The organism is Hahella sp. HNIBRBA332, from assembly GCF_030719035.1.
Lineage (GTDB): Bacteria > Pseudomonadota > Gammaproteobacteria > Pseudomonadales > Oleiphilaceae > Hahella.
Genome location: NZ_CP132203.1, coordinates 1854826 through 1879526 on the forward strand (window position 1 = coordinate 1854826; position 24701 = coordinate 1879526).

Consider the following 24701-nt stretch of genomic DNA (forward strand, 5'->3'; position numbering starts at 1 on the left):
CAGCGTGGAGCTATTCCCTTTATCCCGATTCTGTCGGATCCTTGCCTATTTCTGTTTAACTTTCCCTTGCCGAGGGCTGGACGCTTTGCTTCCTGATGGGATAAGAGTATGTTCCTGTCCCATATTCGACGCGGATGTTTTTATCTTTCTCATAGTGAAAGGCCCTCTGTGAGTATGCGCAATTAATCCGGCGCCGCTCCGTGTCGACGCGCCTGTAAAGTTATCGCGACTAAAGGAAGTGAGTATGAATTTTTCTTTTTCCAACAGCACTCGCATTGAGTTTGGCCAAGGCCGCATCGCCAAGCTGGCGTCTTTGATCGACGCGGAGCAAAAGGTGCTGGTTGTATACGGTGGCGGCTCCATCAAAAAGAACGGCGTCTACGATCAGATCAAAGACGCTCTGAAAGATCATTCCTGGCTGGAGTTTTCCGGCGTAGAAGCCAACCCTACGGTGGAGACGTTGGACAAAGCCGTTGAGCTGGCGCGTCGCGAGAAAGTGGATTACATCCTGGCGGTAGGCGGCGGATCGGTGATCGACGGCTGTAAATATATCGCCGCGGCTACGCTGTATGACGGCGATGGCTGGGATATTCTCACCCGCAAATACACCATTGCGCGCGCGCTGCCTCTGGGCGTGGTGCTGACCTTGCCTGCCACGGGTTCTGAGTCCAATGGCGGCTCTGTGGTGACCAAAGCCGCCACCAAGGAAAAGCTGTCCTTCGGATCTCCTTTAGTGCTGCCTCGCGTCGCCGTGCTGGACCCGGATGTGATCAAATCTTTGCCCGAACGTCAGGTCGCCAACGGCGTCGTCGATGCATTCGTGCATATTTGTGAGCAGTACCTGTCCCATAACAGCGACGCCTGGGTGCAGGATGGCTACGCGGAAGCGCTGTTGCGTAATTTGGTGCGCCTGGCGGAGGAATTCCCTCAGCGCGACAACGATGTTTGGCGCAGCAACCTGATGTGGACCGCCAATCAGGCGTTGAATGGTTTGATCGGCGCCGGCGTGGCGCAGGATTGGGCGACTCATATGATCGGTCATGAAATCACTGCGCTTTACGGCGTCGATCACGCCCGCACTCTGGCTATCGTGCAGCCCTCGCTGCTGCGCGTGCAAATGGCGGACAAGCGCGCCAAACTGGAGCAAATGGGGCGTAATGTGTTCAATCTGCCTCAGGACGACAAGCTGGCGGAAACCACGATCGAAGCCATTGAACGGCTTTACAGCAGTTTGGACATCCCTACCAGACTCTCCCATGCAGGTATCGAAGGCGACACAGCCGTACCCGCGCTGGTTGATGCATTGGAAAAGCACGGTATGACCGCATTGGGTGAAAACCGCGCAATCACTTTAGATGTCAGTCGGGAAATCCTGCAACGCGCAGCTTGAAAAAAATGCGCTAAGCAGGATTAAGATAAGGGAAATGCACCTGGGGCAAGGACGCCCGATTTGCTTTAAGCCTCAGATTTAAAAGGCTTATGACGGCTGTTGCAGGTATAATCATCACCCGTTGAAACGTTCCATTCAGACAGGTGATCGTTAACAATGCAACTCGTCTACGCGTTATTTTTCCTCCCCTCCCATGACTCGAACCCTTCCGGTTTTATCGGCGTATTCACCTCCCGAGCCAAGGCCGATCAAGCCATTGCAGACTTATCCCAACAAGCGCCATTTCAAGGCCTGACAGAGCATTTCGTCATTAGAGAATGTCCTTTGGATCAAACGGCCTTCGAACCGGCAGACCTTGCTGAAACCGCAACGCCAAACTGGTCAGTCTGGCGTCAGGACGATAACAACAATACCTTCTTCATCCAGGGCGGCATGACTCAATCCGAAGCGTTGAATCTGGTGAAAGATTACGAAGATAGGGGCCATAAGCAGATGTACTGGGCGAAGAGGGATGGGGCATGATTGGCGCACCTTTCGGGTGAGCGGCCATCAAATCAGTAACCGTAGTTCTCATGCTCTGTAATTCGACGAATAGTTGAAGTAGGGCGGGAGTAGCTGTCAGGCTAGTTGAGACTTTCATCACAGAAACGTTGTTGATGTTATAGAATAACCATCTGAATAATGAAGGAAAACTCCAAAAATTAACGCTTAACTGGCTACGTATGCGCGTAAATCAAACTCATGGAGATTGGCGCGACGTGTCGTAAGGCAAGTGGGCGGTATGTGTCGTTGTTAGTTTTAAGGTATTCGCTGATCGCCCCCAGTTACCAGTAACCGTTTTCATGACGCTATGGCCCGTTTGGCTTGCTGTGTCGCTTTACAAAGGACGTACTTCGAATGTATTCCACTCGCAGTTATGTATTTAAGCATTGGTCTGACATCACTGTTGCGGACCTGCCGTTTGTTGAATCACCTTTCTTCGCCTCCAGCTATGCCGAGCGTTGTCTGAACATAGACGCCAAAGTCGGCGATGTCGTTAACCACCTAAAGGGGAGTCACTTTCGCTCATCGTTTGGCGCGTTTCCCGGCCGAGGCTCACGACATCTGCGTAAGTGGAAAGAAGACTTTGTTAAAGGGCTCGAACGGGGCGAAATCCTGTTGGTGTTTACCGACAAAAGAAAGCCATTTTGCTCCGTTGTCAGTGAGAGCGAAGACGGCCTCAAACCCAATGTGTCTGAACTGACTTTGGCCGTACGCCTGATCAACCGCGCTAACCCCGCGCCGCCGCCCCCGCCGGCGATCACTGGTGAAGTGATGGATGTCACCGCTCTCAACGGCAATCCTGGTTGGGAAAGCAAACCCAGAGAGTCCACCAGTCATCAGGCTCCGCCCAAGACCTATTCTGCGCCTCCCGCCCAGGCGGCTCCTGCAGCCTCGGAAAGCGCCGTGGACGAGCAGGCGCAAGCACAGGCTCTCAAGAACACCGCCAAAGATGAACTGCCTTTCTGCGAGGAGTGCGAAAAGTCCGGCGGAGCTGGCTCCGCGTCACCATCGAGCGACAGCAGCGTTAGCGAAAAATCCGGCAGTAACGATAATGGCGCGACCACGCCGGATAACAAAAAGGTCTGCACCAGCGGGGAACCCATCAGCATGGTCACCGGCGAGGAATTGCTGGATCTGACCGACTTTACCGTCGCGGGTCCTCTGCCAATCATCTGGAAACGCACCTACAAGTCCTCCAATCCCCATCAGCGCGGTTTGGGCGTGGGCTGGACCCACCTGCTGTGTCAGCAGCTGGAGGAGCAGGAAGGGCGTTTGGTCTTCACCACGGACGAAGGCCGCTACATTGATTTTCCTTTGGCGGAGCCGGGCCAGACCGTCCGCAACGCTGCGGAGCACCTGGAGCTGCGCCGAATCGACGAGACCCATTACGTACTGAAGCAGCGCGGCGAGCCCGCCCGTTTGTTCGTGGGCGCTGGCGGCGTCTACCGTCTGGAAGGACTGCTGGATGGCGTCGGCAATGGCGTGCGCATTCAATACTGGCAGGACCTGGACGGCCACGAGCGGCCGGTCACCCTTATTCAGACCAGCTGGGGCAAACGCCTGTACGTGCTGCATAACGCCCAGGGACTGATCTGCGAGATCCAGTCGCTGCGCGCGGACGGCGACGTGGACACCCTGGCCAAATACGAATACGACGACGCCCAGGATCTGGTGCAGGTGCGGGACCCCGCCGGCGCCGGCGAATCCTACGCCTATCGTAATCATGTCATCACCCGCCGCACCCTGAAGACCGGCTTCAGCTTCTATTTCGAATGGAGCCGCTACGACAAAGCCGCCCGCTGTGTGCGTCAGTGGGGCGACCAGGGCGTCTATGACTACCGCTTCGAATGGGACCCGGCCAACAAGACTTCCCACGCCATCGACAGCAACGGCGGCAGAACCACCTTCCACTATGACGATCGCGGTCAGATCGTTAAGGAAATCGATCCAGAAGGCGGGATCACCCGACGCGCGTACGACAACGCCGGCAATCTGGTGGAGCAGACCGATCCCAACGGCCACAGCACCCACTACGCCTACAATGACAACGGGCAGTTAACCGCCCTGATCGACGCCAACGGCGGCCATTACAAGATCGACTACAACGACGACGGCATGCCGGTGGCGATCACCAATGCACTGGGCCATGTCTGGCGTCGCGAGTACAACGAACAGGGCCTGCTGGCCCGCATCACTGACCCGGAAGGCGCGCAGACTCAGTACGAATACAACGCCCAGGGCCTGCCGCAAAAAATTATCGACGCCCTGGGACAGGCCCGGGAACTGCAGTGGAACCGGGAAGCTCAGCTGGTCAGCGAAACGGAAAACCAGCACACCACCCGTTACGCCTACAACGCGCAGGGACAGGTCCGCGCCGCTACTGATCATCAGGGGCAAACGACGGCGTATCAGTACGACCGCAACGGCAACGTCACCGAAGTCAAACGCCCGGACGGCTCCGTCCTCAAAATGCGTTACAACGCCAACGACCAGCTGACGCACTTTATCGACGCCGCCGGCCGTTGCACCGAATACGTATATGACGGTTTGGCCCAGGTGCGCAAACGCATCGACCCGGCCGGTCAGACCTTTGAGTACCTGTACGATAAAGAACGCAACCTGATCGGCCTGATCAACGAAAAGGGCGAGCGCTATGAACTGGCCTATGACCGCAACGAACGTCTGATTCAGGAAATCGGCTTCGACGGTCGGGTGCAGCAATATCAGTATGACCCGGCGGGCTATCTGAAGGCGCATATTGAAGGCGTGCACGAAGACGAACGCATCCGCGCACAGCACACCACGCTGTTCAAACGCGATCCCATGGGCCGCCTGCGCGAAAAGCACAGCCCGGACGGCGACATCAGTCGCTTCGCGTATAACGCCAACGGTCAATTGACGCAGGCTAGCAACCCTTATCGCACCCTTGAGTTCGCCTATACGCCGACAGGACGTTTGGCGGAGGAAATTCAGGACGGGCAGCGTCTGCGCCACGAATACAACCCGCTCGGCGCCCGCATCAAGTCATTGCTGCCGGACGGCGGCGTCCTTGGCTTCGGCTATGACCGCCACGGCCTGTTCACCCAGGCCAGTTTCAATGGCGACGTCCTGGCCAGCATTGAACGGGACGAGGACGGACGCGAACTGCGCCGCCGTCAGGGCGCGGCGGAATCCCGCTACGAATACGACGTCATGGGACGCCTGATCCGTCACCGGGTCAGTCACCGTCAGAGCAAAGCGCGCATTATCGAACGCAGCTATGGCTATGACGCCAGCGGCAATCTGGAGCTGATCGATGACCTGAGAAAGGGGACCACCCATTACCGTTACGACGCCCTTGATCGCCTGAAAACAGTCGAAGGCTATTGCAATGAAGAATTCGCCTTCGACCCGGCGGGCAACATTCTGGACGGCCAGAATCAGGCCAAGGGCAACCGCCTGAACTTCCACGGCGACCGCCACTTCGAATACGACGCCGCCGGCAACCTGATCCGCGAGAAACGCGGCAAAGGCGGCAAGCTGGAGACCCGTTACCAGTACAACAAGCAGAACCAGCTGATCGCCATCGAAAAAGACGGGCAAAAGACGGAGTACCAATACGACGCCCTCGGACGCCGCATCGCCAAACAGGACGCCTTCGGCAAGACCGAGTTCCTGTGGAACGGCGACGTGCTGCTCTCGGAACAGCGCAACCACCTGCACAAAGTCTACGTCTACGAACCCAACAGCTTCCGTCCGCTGGCGTTCATCCAGGACAAGCAGGTCTATCACTACCATCTGGACCACCTGGGCACGCCACAGGAAATGACCAATGCGGAAGGCGAAGTCGTCTGGTCCGCCCGCTACAAAGCCTACGGCAACCTGGCGCTGCAAGACGTCGAAGAAGTGCAGAACCCACTACGCTTCCAGGGCCAATACTACGACGAAGAAACCGGCCTGCACTACAACCGGCACCGCTACTACGACCCCAGCGCCGCACGGTTCATCAATCAGGACCCTGTTGGACTGTTGGGGGGAGACAACAACTATCAATATGCGCCGAATCCCACGGGCTGGGTGGACCCGTTTGGGTTAACTTGTAAGGAAAACAGCTGGAACACTTTCCAAAGCCGAACAAAAGGACACTTTTCAAGCAGCTCGGCAGCCTCAGAAAGCTATCAGCAAATGAAGAAAGTCAAGGCTATGCCAAAAGGCGAGCGCCCTGACCCTTCAACTTATCTCCCTCAATCATATATAAATGCACATCTTCAAAAATTTGCTGGTGGCGCTTCATACATTGTCCCTACAGAAATACTTGATAAATATGGCAGAGACAGTTTGGGTTGGCCTGATAACTCTCAATTCGTAATGTCAAAAGAAGAAATGGATAATTTAATTAAAAATGCAGATGGAGACATCGCCTTTATAGAAAAAGAACTAGGTATTCCTGAGGGCGCTTGGCAAGGGAGAGCGTTAACGCAAATAGTTGTTGATGATCCTGCTTCACTTAATCTGAGGATGCCAAAAGGTACAGAGATGGGAGCAAATGATGAATGGCTGCCAGGAGGTTACCTGCCGACTGGTAAGTCAGAGGCCGTCATGGATAATATTCCTGCGTCGAAGTTTACAGAGAAAAAAATAACATGAAAGAAATAGTATCCCAAAAAAAGTGGGTATATACCTTATATAGGACTGAAGATGGCCTGCTCTTATCTGTGGTATGTGGTGGAGTAGCTATGTTTGAGGTTGAAGTACTGTTATCCAAAGAAGAGGCTTTTCAAGTACAACGAGATGAAGGTTTTTTGGATTTACTTGCAGAAAAAATCAGGAATAATCCTAAACAATATATGCAATAGTAATTTTTAACCAGCCTTAGACTATAGACCGCATAAACTAGTATTATGGCTCCGTGTTACATTCCGCGCTGAGCTATGACCTCATAGCGGCGCGGTTTATCAGCCGTAACCCTGTCAGCTTGCTGGGACGAAACAACAACTTTATTAGTTGCAAAAATGCCAGAAAACTTATTTCAAAAGTCAGTTAACAATAGTGAGACTAATAGCTTCTTCAAGGGTGAAGGGATGTATTACTCACACAATCCCATGGATGGACAGCATTGTTATGGAGTGCGTCTGTCTGGAGATGTCAATAAATTTATTGACTCTGGGCCAGGGAAAGCGGATGAATTTAGCTATTACTTTAAGAAGTTTGTAGACTCACTAAGCCCTGCTTATGAAGATCTTGGGCATCTATTGGCGAACCTAGCGGAGGTGACTAGGTTGAGGCGTCAAGGCTTATTGAGTGGGGTGGAGTTTGATGAGCATGCTGAGTCTGATATCGCAGTTTCAATAAAAAAATACTTCCAGAAGTTAAAGCACAAAGATGATAGTGACCATCTTATTAAGCTTTACCTGGGGCTAATCGAAAGAAATAACTCCATTGCTGTAGAGAGTATTCTCAAAGACTACCTCTCGGGAGTCTGATTGATGCTGTAGGAGCGTGTGGATTAATCCTCATATTCCTACATCGCCCAGGAACGAGGACTGCTGCATTTGGATGAAGTGTGAACTCTATCCATGCCACTAGTGGGAAGAATAAGTTGCTCAAAATGAATGTTGGTTCACTTCGCAAGCTTACAGAAGAGGAAGTTGATATTGGCTTCTGTGAATGCTGCAGAAAGCAAGATCTAAAGTCCTGGGAAAATATTACTCCAGACATTAGTGAAAGTATTAGGGCCGTGGCAGAGTTTGAAGGAGCAGAAGAGTCAATAAAAATGAATGGCTATAGCGAATATCATGTAGATGGTACTAATTATTGGAGCAAGGATGCTCCAGTAGCCATTCACTTTTATCCTTACCATGAGTCATATATAAATGTTTGCATGATTTGTAAGGCGGTATTTTTAACCTATACCGAATATGCAGGCCATGGGCTGCAGAACAGGATCAGATATGTAGATAAAAATCTTGTGACAGATAATTACTGAATTGTCAGTGATTAGACCATTATGCAGTATGCGCTGGGCCATAGCAGTAGGCGAACAAAGATAAACTCCGCTAGCGCTAATAAAGGGAGCTGTAAAGCGGGTGGTTGAATGAATAAAAAAGAAACACTATGCGAAGCTATAGCAATAAATGAAGAAAGGCTTAAGCTAGCGCCGGATTATGAAATTTATCATAGTATAGCTAGGCAGCTTAATTATTTGCTTACGATAATTGATGGAAAGGAAAAAGATAAAAGTAAGCTAGATAAAATAATTCTTGGGCACTTCGCTGTTAGAGAATTTGAAGAGTCAGACCCAGAATTGTCGCAAATTTTAAAGAAGTGTCAAAATATTGCATTTGATTTGGAGCTAGAAAGTTAGATATAGGCGTCTGCTGATCTGTCTGGAAAGGTGTTAAGGAGGTTAAAGGAGTGAAACGCATAATTTATGTCCACTAATGATGCGAATTTGTACGAAAAGCCGACACTAAAAACCTTCAAAGGGTGTTGTCCTGGTTATCGACATTATTATGCGCTGATTGATTGCGCCAGTAATGATGGACTATATCCTGCGATTACCCAGAGTTCCTGCGATAGTTCCACTCTTTTTTGGGCAAAGGTTGGTGAGGAATTAAAAGCTGCATCTCCTTATATAGTTGAGCTGCAGGAAGGCAGCTTCAGCAACTGGTTGTTTGAAGAAACGTGGGGAAAAAGTTGGGGGATTTTTTTAGCAAGCAATAAGCCCATGCCTGATCTGGTGCGACATTTTCGGCGAATTGCTAAAGTTCGCGGCCCCAATTACGAGAACTGGTACTTTAGGTATTGTGATCCACGCTTTCTCGGCGCACTACTACCAACCTGCGATTTGACGCAGCTAAACAAAATTATGGGAGATATTGGCGTTTTCTGGATGCAGGCTGACGAGCCTTCGTTTTCTCGTCGGTATCGGCGCATGGGTAGTGAGCTTGAAGTGCGTACCAGTAATGGCACAGGAGCAGAGGTCGATTTATACATAACTGACCTTAACAAACATCCCGAATCTAGTGGTCTGGGAATGAAAATTAGACCAGATCAACGGGATCTTTTGGCCAAAGTTAGTGCGGACGCATATGTTCGGCGAATGGTAAAACTGTTCAAGAGGCGTTATACAAAAAAGCTACAGCCCTTGAGTGACAATGAGCTTTTTGAGCGCTTTGAGGCTGCGATCAAGCAAGCCCAAAGTATAGGAGCCATCATTCGCCAGGATGCTTTCTTCTTTCTCAATATCTGTGTGCTATACGGTTGGGACTTTATGGATAATAAGTCCTTGGCTTGGATTCGCTCTGATTATCTTGAGAATAGAAACTTTGGCTCCTTGAGCCGCCGCCTGGAAGCGCTTTATTACTATTGTAGAAGTCAGCCAATAATGGAAGAAGTACTAGCATGATGGATGAAAGTGAGTTTGCGAAAGAGGGGAGCGCTGGAACGGCGACCATTGGTGGCGTTGCTGGCAATTATTGCCCCGAAAAAGTCAATTCGGGTGACACAGACCAAAAAAAACCTATAGTCGAGCTTGTTAATATTCCTAATCAAAAAGGCCAGGAAAATTGCCCGACTTGTAAAACCTCAAAAGGTATTACTAATAGCTCTAGTACGCAGTCATATGATGATTTTTTTAGCAACCAAGAGAAGGCGGAACTTGAGCAAGTCGCGAAAGACAATCCTGACTTGAAATGTATGTTCCCTGATGCTGACGCAAGATATAAGGTAATTGGTGGGCCAGCCAATAGACAAGCAAGAAAGAGATATGAGACGGCAAAGAAAAAAGCTGAATTAAAAGGAGAGTATCATCACCCTATGCCAATTAAACTTGGTGGATGTCCAATTCATCAAAAACTTGTGAAAAAGCCGGATGATAAAAAAGATTTGGCAGCTGTGAATGATGTCGATGACAAAATTACAGAAATATATAATAAGGCCATTAAGCGACATACGTCTTAATTTAACTATTGGAAATGTATATGAATATGCCTGAATTTGTCGGAACTGGCTGGCTCACTTTAGAGCAAGGGGCTAGTTATCAATATCCTATATCTGAAGCTACCAAACAATCGCTTAGCGAAGTGAACTGTGACCCCTGGCTTCGGCTCATTTTTGTATTTGAAGAAGCTAAAGAGGGACGTTTTAAACATGTCGACTTGGTTTTGGATATCTTGAAAACGCCTGATTTGTTTGATCTTCACGAATACGCGATTAGATTACTCGGTTTTTGTGCGCCTATGAGCGCACTAAGAGAGCTGTCTAAGATGGTGGTTAAGCTAAATTATGATTTAAGGATTGAAGCATATGATGCGCTGAGAAACTCCGGAAGGCTTGAATTTATTGAGGACTATTTGGAATTCAAACGCAAGGCGTCCGGTGATGAGCTCCAGACTATCAAGGATAGAATTTCAGATATTTTAGAGAATAATGAATGCGTTTTCTCTGATGACTACAACGATATACCTGCGCCCAGCTATGAAAAGATGGCCAGGGATAAAGTGTCCGAACTAAAAAAATTATACGGAGAAGACTCATTTGTGCTTCAAGGGCAGGAAGTGAATGTAGAGTTCATCTCGAAGCAGTTAGAGGCTGAAATTGACTTTGTTCCCAATGAGGATGATGGAGTTTTCTTTAATAATAGCTTGTTTATAAACTACGTGGAGCTTTTCGAAGCTATGACAGGTGTCTCTAGTTTCAATATGCTTAATGACGAGTTAATGCCAAACAAGGTTGCTATTAGGTCTATACTGAAAGAATTTAAGAATAATTTTGACATCAATCAGTTTCCACGTCATGGAAGAATATTTTTTGGGCATAAAATAGACTGATCAGCTCGCTCATAATCAGAAAAAAGCATGCGGCCACTACTCTATCTTCTAAGGAGGGCTAAGGGATATGGAGCAACTGAATGTGTTTCAGGAGCATGGTGGAGTTCTCTACACTAAGGCAGGGCGCGCCCTCATTACTTTCTTCGGATATCAAATTGATACTAAAGAAGGTCGCTTAACTATACGTCCTACAAGCGTAGAAGTTGATATGACAGTAGAAGAGGAAAGAGTTTTACAGAACTATATGCAGCCTCTTGAGGCAAAACATCTATACTCTAAAGCCAGATCTGCGATTAATGAAATGGTTTTGTTGGATACCAATAAAACAGAAAAGACACTCTTTTTGAAAAAATTAAATGAAGAGATTGGTGCGCTCATAAATGAAACTTGAGTGTAGAAGCTATGAGAGATAAATCTTGACCAGCAAACCCAACACATTTGAGTACGCCATCAATCATAATGAAACAGATGACTTTTTCCGTGGTAAAGGTCGGTATTTCGTGCGTAGTCCGGATTACTTCGGACATGTGCATGGGGCTAATATCAGTGGTCAAGTCTGTCGTTTTGTGGGTGACTCCGAAGAGAATGGTGAGAAATTCGAACAGGCGTTTTTGACCTATATGACTGGGCTTGACGTGACGGGTGAGGAGCTTTCTCATCTACTGGCGAATCTGTCTTCTTATTTTGCGGAAAAAAATCGGGGACGGATGGGGGAGGTTAACCTCTTTTCGAGTCATGACAGCCCGGCGGCGCTACTCTTACTGCGTTATTTGGCTTTACTGCATCACGCTGGCCTATATGACGCAGTGAAGCCCGAACTGGAGATTCATGCGAGTTATATCGAAAAGCTTGGTAGCGATGTGGTTTTTGCCTGTATGAGGGAGGTTGAAGCGGCGTGCTGAAAGTTATTTTTAAAGAAGCGTATTCTTATTTGCTGATGCAGGATGGTGAGGATTGGTATCTGACATTTCTGACTGGCGGGCCTTTTGTTCAGGATATCAGCGTTAGATTGAATGAGCAGGAAATCGCCAGGGTGAGGGATAGCCAAGTCGCAGCAGCGCAGTTAGCCAGGGAGTTTTTGCGGGATAGCGCGTTGTATGAGGGGCGAAGAATTACTCCAGCTGTCCACCCAAAGCAAACTCCAAATGCGCCGTCTCATTGATGATAAGAGTGCGCTAAGGATGTCACCCATCGGCAGGCTTCCCTCCCGACGGGTTAATAGGAGTGAATCTAATCCGCCAGATGCTCTATGGCGTGGTCTTCATGCAGTTTGAGTTCTTCTTCCAACTGTTTTTCCACGGCTTTGGGGGAGCGGGTTTTGCGGGCCAGCAGGCTGTACGCTACGGGAACGATGAATATCGTAAACAGGGTGGCGGCGGAGACGCCCCAGAGGATGACGATGCCGATGACTGAGCGGGTTTCTGAGCCGGGGCCGTCGGACAGCATCAGGGGCACGGCGCCGGCGATGGTGGTGACCGCCGTCATCAGAATCGGTCTGAGACGGGCCATGGATGCTTCCACCAGGGCGTTGTCGAAGGTGAGTCCCTGATCCCGCAATTGGTTGGTGAACTCCACGATCAGGATGCCGTTTTTCGCTGCGAGCCCCACCAGCATGATCAAGCCAATTTGTGTGTACAGGTTAAGTGAGTTGCCGGTGACATAAAGGCCGAGCATGCCGCCCGCCACCGCCAGAGGCACTGTCAGCATGATCACGAACGGATGCACGTAGCTTTCGAATTGCGCCGCCAATACCAGAAACACAATCAGAATGCCCAATACCAACGTGGTCGCCAGCGCGGTTCCCGCTTCCCGGAAATCGGCGGACTGGCCTTTGTAATCGATTTGGGCGTGAGCGGGGAGGTGGGTTTCCACCAGGCTCTCCAGATAGCTCAGCGCTTTGCCCAGGGTAAGCGAGTCTTCCAGGTTGGCTTCCAGGGTGATCGCACGCAGGCGATTGAAGCGATTGAGATTGCTGGAATCAGCGAACTCGCGCAGGGTCACTACGCTGGAAAGGGGGATCAATTCGCCGCTGCGTTGCGAACGCACATAGATGTTCTGGATGCTGGCGGGGGTGCGCTGCGCGTCGCGTTCGCCTTCGACGATCACATCGTATTCCTGGCCATTATCCAGATAGGTGGTGACCGTGCGTCCGCCTAGAATCGATTCCAGAGTGCGACCGATATCCTGAACTTTTACCCCCAGGTCGGCGGCGCGATCATAGTTGATCTGCACGGACAGGTAAGGGCGGGTTTCCTTGTAATCGAAGTCCACGCCGGCGAGCCCTGGGTTGGAGGCGTCGATTTCTTTGGACAGAATGTCGCGCCATTCCGCCAGCTCCTCGTAAGTGCCGCCGCCGATGACAAATTGCACCGGTTTGGAAATACCGCCGCCAAATCCCTGCCGCATGACCGGAAAGGCGCGCACGCCTGGCAAGTCCGATAAGGATTTACGTACATCGTCCATGATGTCCCAGGCGGAGCGTCGCTCGCCCCAAGGGCTCAACGCCACCAGAGCGAAGCCTGAATTGAAGTTCTCGATATTGCCGAATCCGCGGGGGGCTCGAACCAGCACCCGTTGCGCTTCGCCGGAATCGACGAAACTCATCAAGCGCCGCTCGATCTCATTCATGTAATCGAGCATGTAGTCGTAAGTGGCGCCTTCAGGGCCGTTCACCAGAATAAAGAACGCCCCGCGGTCTTCCTTGGGCGCATACTCTTCCGGCAAGTCCCTATAGAGCCAGACGGAGCCGGCGCAAATGGCCAGCATCAGCGCCACAAATAGCCAGCGCACCTTGAGACAGCCCGCCAGAATCCTGCCGTAGACATGCTGTACTTTATGGAAGAAATGACCGCCTTCGCTCAGCCCCTGGGCTTTGTCGTCATTGGGTAGAATCTTCGACGCCAGGGCGGGGGACAGGGTGAGGGCGATGACGCTGGAAAACGCCACGGCGGCCGCCAGCGTCAGGGCGAACTCAGAGAACAGCCGGCCAATGTCGCCCTGCAGGAAGGCGATCGGCACGAACACGGCGATCAGCACCAGAGTGGTGGCGATAACCGCGAAGCCGATCTGACGACTGCCGCGAAATGACGCCACCAGTCGCGTCTCGTTATGCTCATGCATGCGCCGATAGATGTTCTCCAGCACGACAATAGCGTCGTCCACCACCATGCCGATGGCCAGCACCAGGGCCAGCAGAGTAAACATATTGATGGTGAAGTCGAAAGCGTACAGGGCGGTGAAGGTGGCGATCAGGGAGATCGGCACCGTCACCGCCGGCACCAGGGTGGCGCGCAAATCCCGCAGGAAGGCCCAGATCACCAGGATGACCAGCCCGATAGCGATGAACAGGGTTTTCACCACTTCGTGGATGGCGCCTTCCACAAAGACGGAGGAGTCATAGCTGGCTTGCAGGGTCATGCCTTCCGGCAAGGTGGGGTTGATGCGCTTGGCCTGGGCCTGCACCGCACGCGCCACATCCAGCACGTTGGCGGTGGATTGTTTGGTGACGCCCACGCCGACCATGGTTTCGCCATTGCCGCGGAAAATGCCTCGCTCCTCCACAGAGCCCAGCTCCACTTTGGCGACATCGCCGAGGCGGATGAGATAGCCATCCTGTCCGGCGCCGATCACCAGTTTGCGGAAGTCTTCCGGAGTATGAAAGTTGCGTTCCGTACGCACGGTGAACTGAGTATCCCGTGATTCGATGCTGCCCGCCGGCAACTCCACGTTTTCCGCCCGCAGCGCGCCCTCGATATCGGTCACTGTAATGCGTCGCGCCGCCATGGCGTTACGATCCAGCCAGATGCGCATAGCGTAGACCTTGCCGCCGCCGACCCGCACGCGGGCGACGCCGTCCAATACTGACAGGCGATCCACCAGATAGCGATTGGCGTAGTCGGTCAATTCCGGCACCGTCATATTGACCGCAGACAGGTTCAACCACAGGATGACGTCATCGCTGCTGTCCTCTTTGGCGATATCCGGCGGCTCTGCTTCCGCCGGCAGGTTGTCGGCGATACGGGACACGCGGTCGCGAATGTCGTTGGTGGCGGCGTCGATATCGCGGCCGATGTCGAATTCGATGGTGATGCGGGAGCGACCGTTACTGGACTGAGACGAAATCGACACAATGCCCTGCACCCCGGAAATGCGCTCTTCGATCACCTCGGTGATGCGCGTCTCCACCACATTGGCGGCGGCGCCGGGATAGTCTGTGGTGACGCTGACCACCGGCGGATCAATGGCGGGATATTCCCGTAGCGGCAGTCGCTCAAAGCAGAGATATCCGAAAGCGATCAGCAACAAGCCGATGACGGAAGCGAACACCGGTCGTTTGACGGAGAGGTCTGAGAGCATCATTCCGCTTGTTCCGCCTGGGGTTCGCCTTGCAGCAGTTTGGCGACATTAAGATCGCCGTCATCCACGGCAATGACTTTTATCGCGGCGCCGTCAGAGATTTTCACCAGGCCGTGACTGACCACCAGATCGCCTTCGTTCAGGCCCTTCAGAATTTCCACTTTCCCGGCTTTGCGGGAACCGATTTCAACTTGCCTGCGTTGGGCCCTGGCGGGTTCGCCTTCCGCCACCACAAAAACATAGTGAGCGGTTCCCACTGTTGAGATGGCGCTTTCTGGAATCACCAGGGTGGTGCGTGGGCGGGACTGCAGATCCAGCTGCAGCAACATGCCGGTCAGTAGCATGCGTCCCGGGTTATCGAAAGCGGCCCGCGCCTGCACGGTGCGCGTGACCGGGTCGACCCGGGGAGAAATGCTCTTAAGTTCGCCTGTGAATGTCTGGCCGGGATAAGCGCTGGTTTCGGCTTCCACTTTTAACCCCGGTTTCAGGATGGCGAGGAAAACCGAAGGGATGGCGAAGTCCACTTTGACGACGCTGAGATCATCCAGCGTGGTCAGCACGTCGCTGGGCTCCACCAGGGCGCCGACGCTGATATTGCGCAGCCCCAGCACGCCATTGAAAGGCGCGGTGATCTGATGCGCGGCGATGCGGGTGCGAATGGCTTCTATGTCCGCCTGACTTTGATCCACACGGGCGCGGGCCGCATCCAGATCCGCCTCGCTGCCGACGCGGCGGTTGTACAACTCTTGCGCACGGCGATAAGCGCTTTCCCTTTCCGCCTGCACCGCCAGAGTTGAACGCAGATTGGCCTGCTCTTCCTCGTCGTCCAGTTTGATCAGCATATCGCCGCGCTTCACGCTGGCGCCGTCTTCAAAATGAATGCTGATTACTTTTTCGGTGATTTTCGGTGTGATATTGACCGACTCATTGGCGTTGACCGTGCCCAATGCTTCGATCTTGTCGTAATAGGGCGTGGACTGCGCGGATGCGGCGACGACGGAAGTGGGCGGTCTGCCGGCGGCGTGCGCCAGTCCTGCGAGACAGATACCAATCAGGGCGGCGGCAAGCGCCCCGTTCAGCGTTCGTGAAGACATGTCCTGAGTCCTTAGCCTGAAACGTGAATACAAGCGCATCGTGCGCGCCGGCGGATACGGGGCGGCCTGGCGGTGTGCTCGCTTTGGACGCTGATGGCGCTGCGTCATTGTTATACGAGAAAGATTATCACTTTGATTAGGGCGCTTCAGTAGAATTCTGTGCGTCTGAATTCTTCGTAATCTTTCCCCCAGATGGCGCATTTTCTGGGCTTTGAAGGCATCGGACGTCATCTAATGTGCGTATAGAACCAATTAAGAAAACCCGTGTCATGGACGCCGCAGTCAGGAAGCGGCGTTGGATGCTACAATCCCCTTCATGAGTCCGCAGCGCCAGCGCGCAATAATGGAGGACATCGCATGAATGCCGGCGATAACAGTTTCAAAACCCCATCCATCGTCCGCCGAGGCGACGGCGAGGTGCGGCTGGTCGGGTTTGAGCTGGAATTCACTGGACTGACCCTGGAGCAAACTGTGGCGGCGCTACAGAACGCCTTGGGCGCACAGGTGATCTCCGGTTCGGCGGCGGAGAAAAAGCTGCAAGTGGAATCACTGGGCGCCTTCAGTGTGGAGGTGGACTGGGATTACTTCAAACGCCAGGCCGCCCGCCAACAGGGTGAAGAGGAAGACGAGTGGGTGCAGTTGCTGGGGCAGGCGGCGAAGCTGCTGGTTCCGATGGAGGTGGTGTGCCCGCCGCTGCCGATAACCGGTCTGACGGTGTTGGACCCGATGGTCGTCGCCTTGAGAGACGCAGGCGCCCAGGGCACGGAAGACTCGCCCATCGCCGCCTTCGGCGTGCACATCAACCCGGAAATACCTTCTCTGGACGCCGCCGCCATCGCTGCTTATCTGAAAGCGTTCAGTCTGTTGCAGTGGTGGCTGGTGGAGCGACTGCAAGTGGATGTGACCCGTCGCATCAGCCCTTATATCGACCTTTACCCCGAATCCTATGTGCGACAGCTTTTGGCGGACCCCGCGCCGAATCTGGATCGGCTGTTTATCGACTATCTCGCCTATAATCCTACACGTAACCGCGCGTTGGATATGCTGCCGTTATTAACTGAAATCGATGGCGAGCGGGTGCGGCGCGCTGTGGATGATGAGCGTATTCAAGCGCGTCCAACCTTTCATTACCGTTTGCCGAACTCGTTGATCGATCGCCCTGACTGGAGCCTGGCGGTTCCCTGGAACAGTTGGTGGGTGGTGGAGGAACTGGCCTGTCGCCCTGACGAGATCGAACGGTTGAGCGCCGCTTATCTGAGCGCGTGGCGTCCGTTGTTGGGCGTCAGTCGTCATGATTGGATAGAGATCATGGAACAATGGATACAAGATTCCGGGTTGGCGTAACCGGTAGCGGTCGTAAATGGTCGCCGTCATGGTGGTGCGCGCAGTTGGCGTTGCGTCTGGCGGGTGCGCACCCTGAGCGCATCAGCGTGCGTCATGCGCCCAGCGGCATCCCTCTGGACGCCCTGATTATTGGCGGCGGCGACGATATCAGTCCGGAGCATTATAACGGCGATATCAATGAGAAGGTCAGGATCGACCCGGATCGGGACGCGCTTGAGATCGCCTGGATTCACAAAGCCCTGGAGCACAACATTCCGCTGTTGGGCATTTGTCGCGGCGCGCAACTGATCAACTGTGTGCTGGGCGGGGCGCTGCATCAGGACATTCGCCATATGCGCAAACTCACCTACAACCGGCCGGGATTGCTGCCCACCAAACAGGTGCAGCTGGAGAAGGGCTCGCGGGTGTCCTCCATCTGCGGCTCCAACAAACTGAGGGTCAACAGTTTGCATCATCAGGCGATTAAGGTGCCTGGCGCGGGTCTGAAAGTGGTGGGGCGAGATCTGGACTTTATCGTGCAGGCGGTGGAGTGCGTCAGCGGGCGCAAGATCATTGGCGTGCAGTGGCACCCGGAATATCTGTTTTACCTGCCGTCGCAGTTTGCGCTGTTTCGCTGGCTATTACAGGAGCAACCGCACCGGAAGCACGCTCATGCGTCTTCCGGCAGGGGCTGAGCGGCGCTATCGCCGAGGAATTTGTTCAGGAACTGGCGGGTGCGCGCTTGCTTGGGATTGCTGAACAGGGACTTGGCGTCGCCTTGTTCAACGATGACGCCGCCATCGATGAATATAGCGCGGTTGGCCACATCCCGTGCGAAGCTCATTTCGTGGGTGACGATCACCATGGTGCGCTTTTCTTCCGCCAGACTGCGAATCGTCGCCAGGACTTCGCCTACCAGCTCGGGGTCGAGGGCGGAAGTGGGCTCGTCGAACAGAATCACATCCGGCTCCATGGCCAGGGCGCGGGCGATGGCTACCCGTTGCTGCTGTCCGCCGGAAAGGCGTTTGGGATAGGAGTCCTCTTTCCCGGTCAGACCGACACGGGCCAGCAGACTGCGACCTTTGGCGGCGGCCTGCTCTCGGGGCTCTTTCTTCACCACTACCGGACCTTCCATCACGTTCTCCAGCGCCGTGCGATGAGGAAACAGATTGAAGTTCTGGAAGACGAAGCCGACATGCTGCCGCAGTTTACGGATCAAACCTTGCTGCGGCCCCAGAGGACGGTTGGCGTCGATCTCGAAATCCCCGACGCGGATATGGCCGCCGCTGGGCTCCTCCAACAGGTTCATACAGCGCAGCAGCGTGGTTTTACCTGAGCCGCTGGGGCCAATGATGGCGACCACTTCGCCGGGCTGAATCTCCAGGTCAATGCCTTTCAGCACGGCTTGTCCTTTGAATTGCTTGGTCAAGTTGCGCAAGGTGATCATATCAATCAGGCGTCCTTTTCATGCAGGTTGACCCGGGCTTCCAGGCGATTCTGTAAATGCGCGAGAACGCTGGCCAGCACCCAGTAAATCAGCGCCGCTGCTAAATACATGGTGAAAATTTCGAAGGTGCGGGCGGTGATCAGCTGCGCTTGTCGGAACAGTTCGGGCACCTGAATGGTCGCCGCCAGGGCGGTGTCTTTCACCAGTGAGATGAAGCTGTTGCCCAGCGGGGGCAGGGCGGTGCGCGCAGCTTGCGGTAATATGGTGCGGTACAGCGTTTGCGTGCGGGTCATGCCGATACTGGCGGCGGCTTCCCATTGTCCCCGGTCGATAGAGGCGATGGCGGCGCGCAGGATTTCCGCCGCGTAGGCGGCCATGTTGAGGGAGAAACCGATCAGCGCGGCGGTCAACGGCTCCAGACGGACGCCCAACTGCGGCAGTCCGTAATAGATCATGAACAGTTGCACCAGCAACGGAGTGCCGCGAAAGAAGGAGATATAGACCCGGGCGGTCCAGTCCAGGGCGCGGAAACTGGACAGCCGCATCATCGCCAGCGTGAAGCCCAGTATCAGGCCGAAAAACATACCGCCGAGACTGAGCCCGACGGTGTATCCGGCGCCTTTCAGCAGGAATGGGGCGGAGTCCGCAATCAGCTTGAGGCTGCTTTCGATCATTGCGTTACGTCAGCCTTGAACCATTTCTCCGACAGTTTTTGCAGCGTGCCGTCTGCGCGCATGTTGGCGATGGCCTTATCGATAGCCGCCAGCAGTTCGGGATTGCCTTTACGCAGGGCGACGCCGGCTTCCTGACGGGAGAAGGGCGAGCCAGCCAGGGTGAGGGCGTCGCCGGTTTTGTTCAGCAGTTCGAACGCGGCGAAGCGGTCGATCAGAATGGCGTCGATGCGGCCGAAACGCAGATCCTGGTATTTGGTGGGATCGTCGTCGTAGGTTTTCACTTCCGCTTGCGGTGCGTTTTCACGCAGCCAGGTTTCATAGTTGGTGCCCAGACCAACACCCACTTTCATGCCCGCCAGGTCGGAAGGGCCGTTGATTTCGCTTTCCAGATCCTTGCGAGTCAGCGCCTGAATGCCGGACACCGTGTAAGGGGCGGAGAAGTCATATTTCTGTTTGCGCGCATCGGAAATAGTCACCTGATTGATCACCACGTCCAGACGCTCGGATTCCAGCGCAGCGAGCAAACCGTCCCACTTGGTGGTCTGATACTCCGCCTTCACGCCCAGCTGATCCGCCAGCGCTTTGGCGAATTCCACTTCGAAGCCGGTGAGCTGGCCATTTTCATCCTGATAGTTAAACGGAGGGTAAGTGCCTTCCAGGCCAACCTGGATGGAGCCCTTCTTTTGGATGCTTTGCAGCAGGTCTTCTGCGGCGAAGCTGGGGGTGACTAACGCGGAGGCAAGGGCCAGACCCAGGCCGCCAAGTACAAGAGTGCGACGTAAGCGATTGAATTTCATAAAAGCCTCCCATGGCCTGTGATAAAGATCGGACAATTTTAGGTGTCTTCTTATATGCGATAAAATAATTAAAAATTATGTACTAATTCTATTTATGAATAATATTCTCTGCGCTTTCGTGACAATGTCACATTTTTGCATCCCAATAGTTAACTGCCCCCTGATCCCTCCCTTCGTAAACTGAACCCATTCTGATGACAAGCAACGACCAAACCCAAGTCGTTGCAACCAGGTTTCCACCAGGCTGCGCCGCCAATTCATCGCGGAGCCCAAGGATCATAAATGCAGGAGGCAGTTATGAAAACCATTCATTTTTCCATCGCCATCGTTTTAGGCGCGGCGATCAGCGCCGGCGCCATTTATCTTTCCTCAGAGCGTTCGAAGCCGGTTAATAAAGGCGTTGAGACGATCTCAGAGCCCACCGCCAATGCGATTATCCCTGAGCTCAATACGCCAATAGCAGCGACTGAAGAGATGCCGGCGCCTGAGACAGAGTCCCGGCCTGTGGACGGAACCATTGCTGTTGACGCCAATGGATTGGTGACGATCAATGTGAACGCTTATCCACTGTCGTTACTGACTAACAAATTGGAGTCACTGACCGGGGTGCGCTTTTATCTGGATGATCGTCTGCGGGACACCAAAGTGTCCTTGTCGATGGTCAACGCGTCCATAGCCGACGCCATGAAGCGCCTCTCCCAGACTTATAACCATGCGGATCTCTACCACGGCGAGTCTCTGGCGGCGATCAGTCTGTATCCGAAGGAGCAGATTGAGCTGACGGAGTCCTTGCTGTTTCTCAACGCCAGTTTATATGCGTCTGCGCCGGCGGAGTCGGTGGACGATAATCCTGTGACCCAGTATCGCGCCAGTCTCTTGGGAGCCGCGCCGGATCAGGTTGCAACTCTGTTCGATCAGGGGTTGCAGTCCTCCGATGCGGATACCCGGGCGATGGCGCTGAGCGCCTATGCGGAGCGGGGCGAAGCGGCGCCGTTCGAGCACTTGAGCCGGCTGGCGCGGCAAGACCCATCGCCGTTGGTGCGCGCTATCGCCTTCAACCTGTTGATGGGGCAGGAGGAGATTGACGCCGCCGTCAAACGAGATCTGGCTTTGGCGATGCAAAGCGACAGCGATCCTTTCGTCAAAGAACAGGCGACCGCCATCCTCCTCTCGCTTTCCTCAACCAGCAGCGTGGCGGCTTTGACTGACAACGAGCAACAGGCGCAGACGCCTTAACCCCTTCATTTACCCGGAATTCACAGAGCACACATTCCCTCGTCGTCGTAGTCGTTGTTTGGGTGACGAGCGGGCGGTGCGCGCCTCAATACGAGCAAACAAGAGGGCATTACTATGAAAACTAAACAAAGACTCATCTCCTTGACCGCTGGCGCGTTGTTAAGCGCAGCCTCCGCTTTCAGTTTTGCGGATGTGGAATCCAGCGTTTATAACCTTAATCCGGTCATTTATTCCGACGGCGCGGCGCATGCTTTGCCGATCACTTCCGGCGGCGGAACTATCGCTTATGTCTATGTCAGCAACGTAGATACCCGGGCGGTGTTCTTCAACGCGGAATGCGCCGTTCAGTCTGCGGATAATTACACCTGGTTCGATATCAACCTGGAGGTGACTTATCCCAACGGAAGCGTTTCCATCATTGCGCCATCGAGCAGCGACAATGCGTTCTGCACCGGCCACGGTAATAACATTCTGGGGACCTGGAGCAGCAATGAAACCCATGGAACCTTCTACGCCTCGCAAACCGGCTGGTACCGGATTCGCGTGATTGGCCAGTTGATGGGCTACACCAACGGCGAACGGGTGCGCATGGATGACATGTCCCTGATTGTCATGGACTGAGCGTTCGTCAAAATGCAACCCGCATACCAGGAATGCGCCAAGTTAAGTGAACCTGGAGGCATTAAAGTTGTTGTATAAATATCCGTATATAACCTATGCGTAAACAGTTAAACGCACACTGCATTGAGGCCGGCTCCGCCGGCCTTTTTTGTAATAACCTGTCCTAAACAGAGTGGTGACCCGTCCTGAATAGAGTTGACAGTGTGGGCGATTACGCAGGGTCTTTTCGAACGCCGCGAGTTTAACCCGGGAGTCGCCCCGGCCGGCGCCGCGTGCTCTACGGTTTCCAGGGACGTAAACCGGGAAAATCTGAAAATTAGTGCTATATCTTATAGTTAGTCGCGATGCGGCCTTCGCATCCTGAATCGACCCAAAATATCCAGTAACCGAGGCGCACATTCGGGGAGACGTCATGTCTATACGTTACAGATACACCTTGTTTTTAATCGTGTTTCTGGCCATCGTCGGTGTATTTACGGCGTTAGGAATACAGCAGTGGGTGGCGCCCACCCTGATTCAGGGAGAACAGAGAAACATCAACAGCGTGCTGCACGCGTTGGTGCACGAGATCCTGTCGGAGCTGTCCGAAGTGCAGGCGCAGCAGCGGGTAATTACCCAGACTGTGCCGTTGTTGGAGAGTGATCAGATCGATAAGCAACTGGGCGCGATGATTGATCAGTATGGCAAGAAGCTGGTATTTGGCGGCGGCGTCTGGCCGTTGCCGCGCAAACGGGACAGCAATGTCGTTAAGAACAGCACCTTTATTCATCGCGACGCCAGCGGCAAGCTGGTCACTAACACTTACTGGAATTCCCCTGAATCGCAAAATTATTACGAGCAGAGCTGGTACAAAGACGGCTTGAACGCGCCCGCAGGGCAGTGCGCCTGGGCGCCGGCCTATCAGGATTCCGCCAGCCCGGAGGCGCGCACGAATTGTTCCATGGGCATTCGGGTCAACGGCGAAGCTTATGGCGTTTCCACTATCGATGTGACCCTGGGGTTTTTTAATGGTCTGGCGGCGGAGAAGGAAAAGGAACTGAACGGCCAACTGCTGATCTTTGAGCGCGATGGCAAGATTCTAAACAACAGCAGTGGATTGCAGGGCGATGCAATTCTAAAGAACGTCAGCGAGCTGGCGTCACAGTCTGCTTTTCTGGCGGAGGTCAAAGACTACCTGAGTTCCGCCTCCAATCAAGAGACCTATTCCAGCGAATATGAAAACGCTAAAGACGGCGAAGATTATTCCTTTTTCGTCCGCGACGTACCCGGCACGCCCTGGTTGCTGGCGGTCAGTATCAAAACGTCGCTACTGAGCGCGGCGACGGACTCGGTCATGTCCACGTTGGCGGCGATCCAGATTCCCATTGCGCTGGCGATTGTTTTCTTCGGCTTCATGGCCTTCACGCAACTGAGCAAGCGCCTGGGTGTGCTGCGCGCCAATATCGATATCCTCAGCACCGGCGAAGCGGATTTGACCAAGCGCATTCAAATCAGTAGTCGCGACGAAGTGGGCAACGTGGCGGAGTCGGTGAACAGGTTCATTAAGTTTTTGGCGGATATGATCGGTGAGTTGTCGGTCTCCAGCAAACAGATTTCCGGCATTGTGTCGGAAGTAGAAAAGCAGAGCAGAGAAAACTATCGCATGATGAACAAGCATGCGGGCGAAACCGAACAGGTGGTTACCGCCGTCACCGAGATGGCCGCCACCGCGGAATCCGTCGCCAAGAACGCCACGGAGACTTCCACCTTTACGGAAGAGGCCAGCCGCTCCGCGCAGAAGTCCAAGGAGACCGTATCGCGGGCGCGGGAGAGTGTGGTGGATCTCAGCCGCCGGGTGTCGGAGGCGGTGGAGAACGTCAACACCATGCGTCAGGAAGCGCAGTTGATCAGCAATGTGATCAATGTGATTCGCGGCATCGCCGAGCAGACCAACTTGTTGGCCCTCAACGCAGCCATTGAAGCCGCCAGAGCAGGGGACCAGGGCCGGGGCTTCGCCGTGGTGGCGGACGAAGTGCGCGCCCTGGCCGCTCGCACTCAAAACAGCACGGAAGAAATCGACGGCATGCTGAATCGTCTGGAGAGTGGCGTGTCCGTGGTGGTGAACGCCATGTCTGGCATGAAGGACAGCAGTGAAGTGGTGGTGAAGGACAACGAAGAATTGACTCAGGGCCTGGACAAAGTGCTCAGCTCCTTCGATGAGATCAACGACCTCAACACCCATATCGCCACCGCCGCCGAGGAGCAAAGCCAGGTCAGCGACAAGATCAGTGAGAACATGTCGGAAATCTCCATGATCATTAATGAGCTGACCAAGCTGGCGCAGGACTCGGAAGCTTCCATGAATCAACTGTCCAGCGCCAACGAAGGGCTGAACGGTCTGGTGTCGCGCTTCAAGTTGTAACGCAGCCCT

At 53.7% G+C, this 24701-nt stretch carries 23 protein-coding genes; 18 read left to right on the top strand and 5 right to left on the bottom strand.

What is annotated here, in order from left to right:
* The first annotated feature begins 244 nt into the window (after positions 1 to 244).
* The 13 genes from O5O45_RS08635 to O5O45_RS08695 all read left to right on the top strand — a co-directional run bounded on the left by O5O45_RS08635 (position 245) and on the right by O5O45_RS08695 (position 11905).
* On the top strand, positions 245 to 1390 hold the full coding sequence (locus tag O5O45_RS08635; protein ID WP_305904810.1) for an iron-containing alcohol dehydrogenase: 1146 nt from the start codon (positions 245 to 247) through the stop codon (positions 1388 to 1390).
* Positions 1391 to 1546: 156 nt separating this feature from the next.
* The gene (locus tag O5O45_RS08640; RefSeq protein ID WP_305904811.1) at positions 1547 to 1912 is read left to right on the top strand and encodes a hypothetical protein; all 366 of its coding nucleotides are present in this window, start codon (positions 1547 to 1549) and stop codon (positions 1910 to 1912) included.
* A 375-nt stretch (positions 1913 to 2287) separates the two neighbouring features.
* Positions 2288 to 6559: an RHS repeat-associated core domain-containing protein gene (locus O5O45_RS08645; RefSeq protein ID WP_305904812.1), complete on the top strand. Its 4272-nt coding sequence runs from the start codon at positions 2288 to 2290 to the stop codon at positions 6557 to 6559.
* Positions 6556 to 6768 carry a hypothetical protein gene (locus O5O45_RS08650; RefSeq protein ID WP_305904813.1) on the top strand — a complete coding sequence of 71 codons (213 nt, stop codon included), beginning with the start codon at positions 6556 to 6558 and terminating at the stop codon, positions 6766 to 6768. Before O5O45_RS08645 ends, O5O45_RS08650 begins: the two co-directional genes overlap by 4 nt.
* 156 nt (positions 6769 to 6924) lie before the next feature.
* Positions 6925 to 7395, top strand: a complete 471-nt coding sequence (locus O5O45_RS08655) for a hypothetical protein (RefSeq protein WP_305904814.1) — start codon at positions 6925 to 6927, stop codon at positions 7393 to 7395.
* 80 nt (positions 7396 to 7475) lie between these two features.
* On the top strand, positions 7476 to 7898 hold the full coding sequence (locus tag O5O45_RS08660; RefSeq protein ID WP_305904815.1) for a hypothetical protein: 423 nt from the start codon (positions 7476 to 7478) through the stop codon (positions 7896 to 7898).
* A gap of 108 nt (positions 7899 to 8006) precedes the next feature.
* Positions 8007 to 8276, top strand: a complete 270-nt coding sequence (locus O5O45_RS08665) for an immunity protein Tsi6 family protein (RefSeq protein WP_305904816.1) — start codon at positions 8007 to 8009, stop codon at positions 8274 to 8276.
* Between the two features lie 66 nt (positions 8277 to 8342).
* A complete protein-coding gene (locus O5O45_RS08670; RefSeq protein WP_305904817.1) occupies positions 8343 to 9320 on the top strand; it encodes a DUF4123 domain-containing protein in 978 nt (325 codons plus the stop codon).
* The gene (locus O5O45_RS08675) at positions 9317 to 9874 is read left to right on the top strand and encodes a hypothetical protein (protein ID WP_305904818.1); all 558 of its coding nucleotides are present in this window, start codon (positions 9317 to 9319) and stop codon (positions 9872 to 9874) included. The genes O5O45_RS08670 and O5O45_RS08675 overlap by 4 nt, the downstream gene beginning before the upstream one ends.
* 20 nt (positions 9875 to 9894) lie before the next feature.
* Positions 9895 to 10743, top strand: coding sequence for a hypothetical protein (locus O5O45_RS08680; RefSeq protein WP_305904819.1), 849 nt, complete (start codon positions 9895 to 9897; stop codon positions 10741 to 10743).
* A gap of 67 nt (positions 10744 to 10810) precedes the next feature.
* Complete coding sequence (locus tag O5O45_RS08685; protein ID WP_305904820.1) at positions 10811 to 11134, top strand: hypothetical protein; 324 nt, start codon at positions 10811 to 10813, stop codon at positions 11132 to 11134.
* A 25-nt stretch (positions 11135 to 11159) separates the two neighbouring features.
* A complete protein-coding gene (locus O5O45_RS08690; RefSeq protein WP_305904821.1) occupies positions 11160 to 11645 on the top strand; it encodes a hypothetical protein in 486 nt (161 codons plus the stop codon).
* Entirely contained in the window at positions 11639 to 11905 is a 267-nt protein-coding gene (locus tag O5O45_RS08695) for a hypothetical protein (protein WP_305904822.1), read from the top strand. Before O5O45_RS08690 ends, O5O45_RS08695 begins: the two co-directional genes overlap by 7 nt.
* A 68-nt stretch (positions 11906 to 11973) precedes the next feature.
* Here the strand turns inward: O5O45_RS08695 and O5O45_RS08700 are convergent, their stop codons facing one another.
* Both O5O45_RS08700 and O5O45_RS08705 read right to left on the bottom strand, forming a co-directional pair.
* Positions 11974 to 15102, bottom strand: coding sequence for an efflux RND transporter permease subunit (locus tag O5O45_RS08700; RefSeq protein ID WP_305904823.1), 3129 nt, complete (start codon positions 15100 to 15102; stop codon positions 11974 to 11976).
* On the bottom strand, positions 15099 to 16193 hold the full coding sequence (locus O5O45_RS08705) for an efflux RND transporter periplasmic adaptor subunit (RefSeq protein ID WP_305904824.1): 1095 nt from the start codon (positions 16191 to 16193) through the stop codon (positions 15099 to 15101). The genes O5O45_RS08700 and O5O45_RS08705 overlap by 4 nt, the downstream gene beginning before the upstream one ends.
* Positions 16194 to 16550: 357 nt before the next feature.
* Here O5O45_RS08705 and O5O45_RS08710 point away from each other — a divergent pair, with 357 nt between their 5' ends.
* Together O5O45_RS08710 and O5O45_RS08715 are read left to right on the top strand one after the other, a co-directional pair.
* Entirely contained in the window at positions 16551 to 17537 is a 987-nt protein-coding gene (locus O5O45_RS08710) for an amidoligase family protein (protein WP_305904825.1), read from the top strand.
* On the top strand, positions 17510 to 18211 hold the full coding sequence (locus tag O5O45_RS08715) for a gamma-glutamyl-gamma-aminobutyrate hydrolase family protein (RefSeq protein ID WP_305904826.1): 702 nt from the start codon (positions 17510 to 17512) through the stop codon (positions 18209 to 18211). The genes O5O45_RS08710 and O5O45_RS08715 overlap by 28 nt, the downstream gene beginning before the upstream one ends.
* Here the strand turns inward: O5O45_RS08715 and tcyN are convergent.
* Genes tcyN through tcyJ form a run of 3 tightly spaced genes read right to left on the bottom strand, consistent with a single transcriptional unit; the run spans position 18187 to position 20434 of the window.
* The gene (gene tcyN, locus O5O45_RS08720) at positions 18187 to 18963 is read right to left on the bottom strand and encodes an L-cystine ABC transporter ATP-binding protein TcyN (protein ID WP_305904827.1); all 777 of its coding nucleotides are present in this window, start codon (positions 18961 to 18963) and stop codon (positions 18187 to 18189) included. The genes O5O45_RS08715 and tcyN overlap by 25 nt on opposite strands.
* 5 nt (positions 18964 to 18968) lie before the next feature.
* The gene (gene tcyL / locus O5O45_RS08725; RefSeq protein ID WP_011397554.1) at positions 18969 to 19637 is read right to left on the bottom strand and encodes a cystine ABC transporter permease; all 669 of its coding nucleotides are present in this window, start codon (positions 19635 to 19637) and stop codon (positions 18969 to 18971) included.
* Positions 19634 to 20434, bottom strand: coding sequence for a cystine ABC transporter substrate-binding protein (gene tcyJ / locus O5O45_RS08730; protein ID WP_305904828.1), 801 nt, complete (start codon positions 20432 to 20434; stop codon positions 19634 to 19636). The genes tcyL and tcyJ overlap by 4 nt, the downstream gene beginning before the upstream one ends.
* A gap of 297 nt (positions 20435 to 20731) precedes the next feature.
* On the opposite strand from tcyJ, the gene O5O45_RS08735 reads away from it, so the two are divergent.
* The 3 genes from O5O45_RS08735 (at position 20732) to O5O45_RS08745 (ending at position 24692) form a co-directional block, all read left to right on the top strand.
* Positions 20732 to 21670 (top strand): hypothetical protein, encoded by a 939-nt coding sequence (locus O5O45_RS08735; protein WP_305904829.1) that lies wholly within the window; start codon positions 20732 to 20734, stop codon positions 21668 to 21670.
* Between the two features lie 114 nt (positions 21671 to 21784).
* Entirely contained in the window at positions 21785 to 22291 is a 507-nt protein-coding gene (locus O5O45_RS08740; RefSeq protein WP_305904830.1) for a hypothetical protein, read from the top strand.
* A gap of 412 nt (positions 22292 to 22703) precedes the next feature.
* Positions 22704 to 24692 (top strand): methyl-accepting chemotaxis protein, encoded by a 1989-nt coding sequence (locus O5O45_RS08745; protein WP_305904831.1) that lies wholly within the window; start codon positions 22704 to 22706, stop codon positions 24690 to 24692.
* Positions 24693 to 24701 lie beyond the last annotated feature (9 nt).

Bases quoted from the DNA above. Each gene is read 5' to 3' on its own strand.
- O5O45_RS08635 (WP_305904810.1), top strand. From the start codon at position 245: ATGAATTTTTCTTTTTCCAACAGCACTCGCATTGAGTTTGGCCAAGGC.
- O5O45_RS08640 (WP_305904811.1), top strand. From the start codon at position 1,547: ATGCAACTCGTCTACGCGTTATTTTTCCTCCCCTCCCATGACTCGAAC.
- O5O45_RS08645 (WP_305904812.1), top strand. From the start codon at position 2,288: ATGTATTCCACTCGCAGTTATGTATTTAAGCATTGGTCTGACATCACT.
- O5O45_RS08650 (WP_305904813.1), top strand. From the start codon at position 6,556: ATGAAAGAAATAGTATCCCAAAAAAAGTGGGTATATACCTTATATAGG.
- O5O45_RS08655 (WP_305904814.1), top strand. From the start codon at position 6,925: ATGCCAGAAAACTTATTTCAAAAGTCAGTTAACAATAGTGAGACTAAT.
- O5O45_RS08665 (WP_305904816.1), top strand. From the start codon at position 8,007: ATGAATAAAAAAGAAACACTATGCGAAGCTATAGCAATAAATGAAGAA.
- O5O45_RS08670 (WP_305904817.1), top strand. From the start codon at position 8,343: ATGTCCACTAATGATGCGAATTTGTACGAAAAGCCGACACTAAAAACC.
- O5O45_RS08675 (WP_305904818.1), top strand. From the start codon at position 9,317: ATGATGGATGAAAGTGAGTTTGCGAAAGAGGGGAGCGCTGGAACGGCG.
- O5O45_RS08680 (WP_305904819.1), top strand. From the start codon at position 9,895: ATGAATATGCCTGAATTTGTCGGAACTGGCTGGCTCACTTTAGAGCAA.
- O5O45_RS08685 (WP_305904820.1), top strand. From the start codon at position 10,811: ATGGAGCAACTGAATGTGTTTCAGGAGCATGGTGGAGTTCTCTACACT.
- O5O45_RS08700 (WP_305904823.1), bottom strand. From the start codon at position 15,102: ATGATGCTCTCAGACCTCTCCGTCAAACGACCGGTGTTCGCTTCCGTC.
- O5O45_RS08705 (WP_305904824.1), bottom strand. From the start codon at position 16,193: ATGTCTTCACGAACGCTGAACGGGGCGCTTGCCGCCGCCCTGATTGGT.
- O5O45_RS08710 (WP_305904825.1), top strand. From the start codon at position 16,551: ATGAATGCCGGCGATAACAGTTTCAAAACCCCATCCATCGTCCGCCGA.
- O5O45_RS08715 (WP_305904826.1), top strand. From the start codon at position 17,510: ATGGATACAAGATTCCGGGTTGGCGTAACCGGTAGCGGTCGTAAATGG.
- tcyN (WP_305904827.1), bottom strand. From the start codon at position 18,963: ATGATCACCTTGCGCAACTTGACCAAGCAATTCAAAGGACAAGCCGTG.
- tcyL (WP_011397554.1), bottom strand. From the start codon at position 19,637: ATGATCGAAAGCAGCCTCAAGCTGATTGCGGACTCCGCCCCATTCCTG.
- tcyJ (WP_305904828.1), bottom strand. From the start codon at position 20,434: ATGAAATTCAATCGCTTACGTCGCACTCTTGTACTTGGCGGCCTGGGT.
- O5O45_RS08735 (WP_305904829.1), top strand. From the start codon at position 20,732: ATGAAAACCATTCATTTTTCCATCGCCATCGTTTTAGGCGCGGCGATC.
- O5O45_RS08740 (WP_305904830.1), top strand. From the start codon at position 21,785: ATGAAAACTAAACAAAGACTCATCTCCTTGACCGCTGGCGCGTTGTTA.
- O5O45_RS08745 (WP_305904831.1), top strand. From the start codon at position 22,704: ATGTCTATACGTTACAGATACACCTTGTTTTTAATCGTGTTTCTGGCC.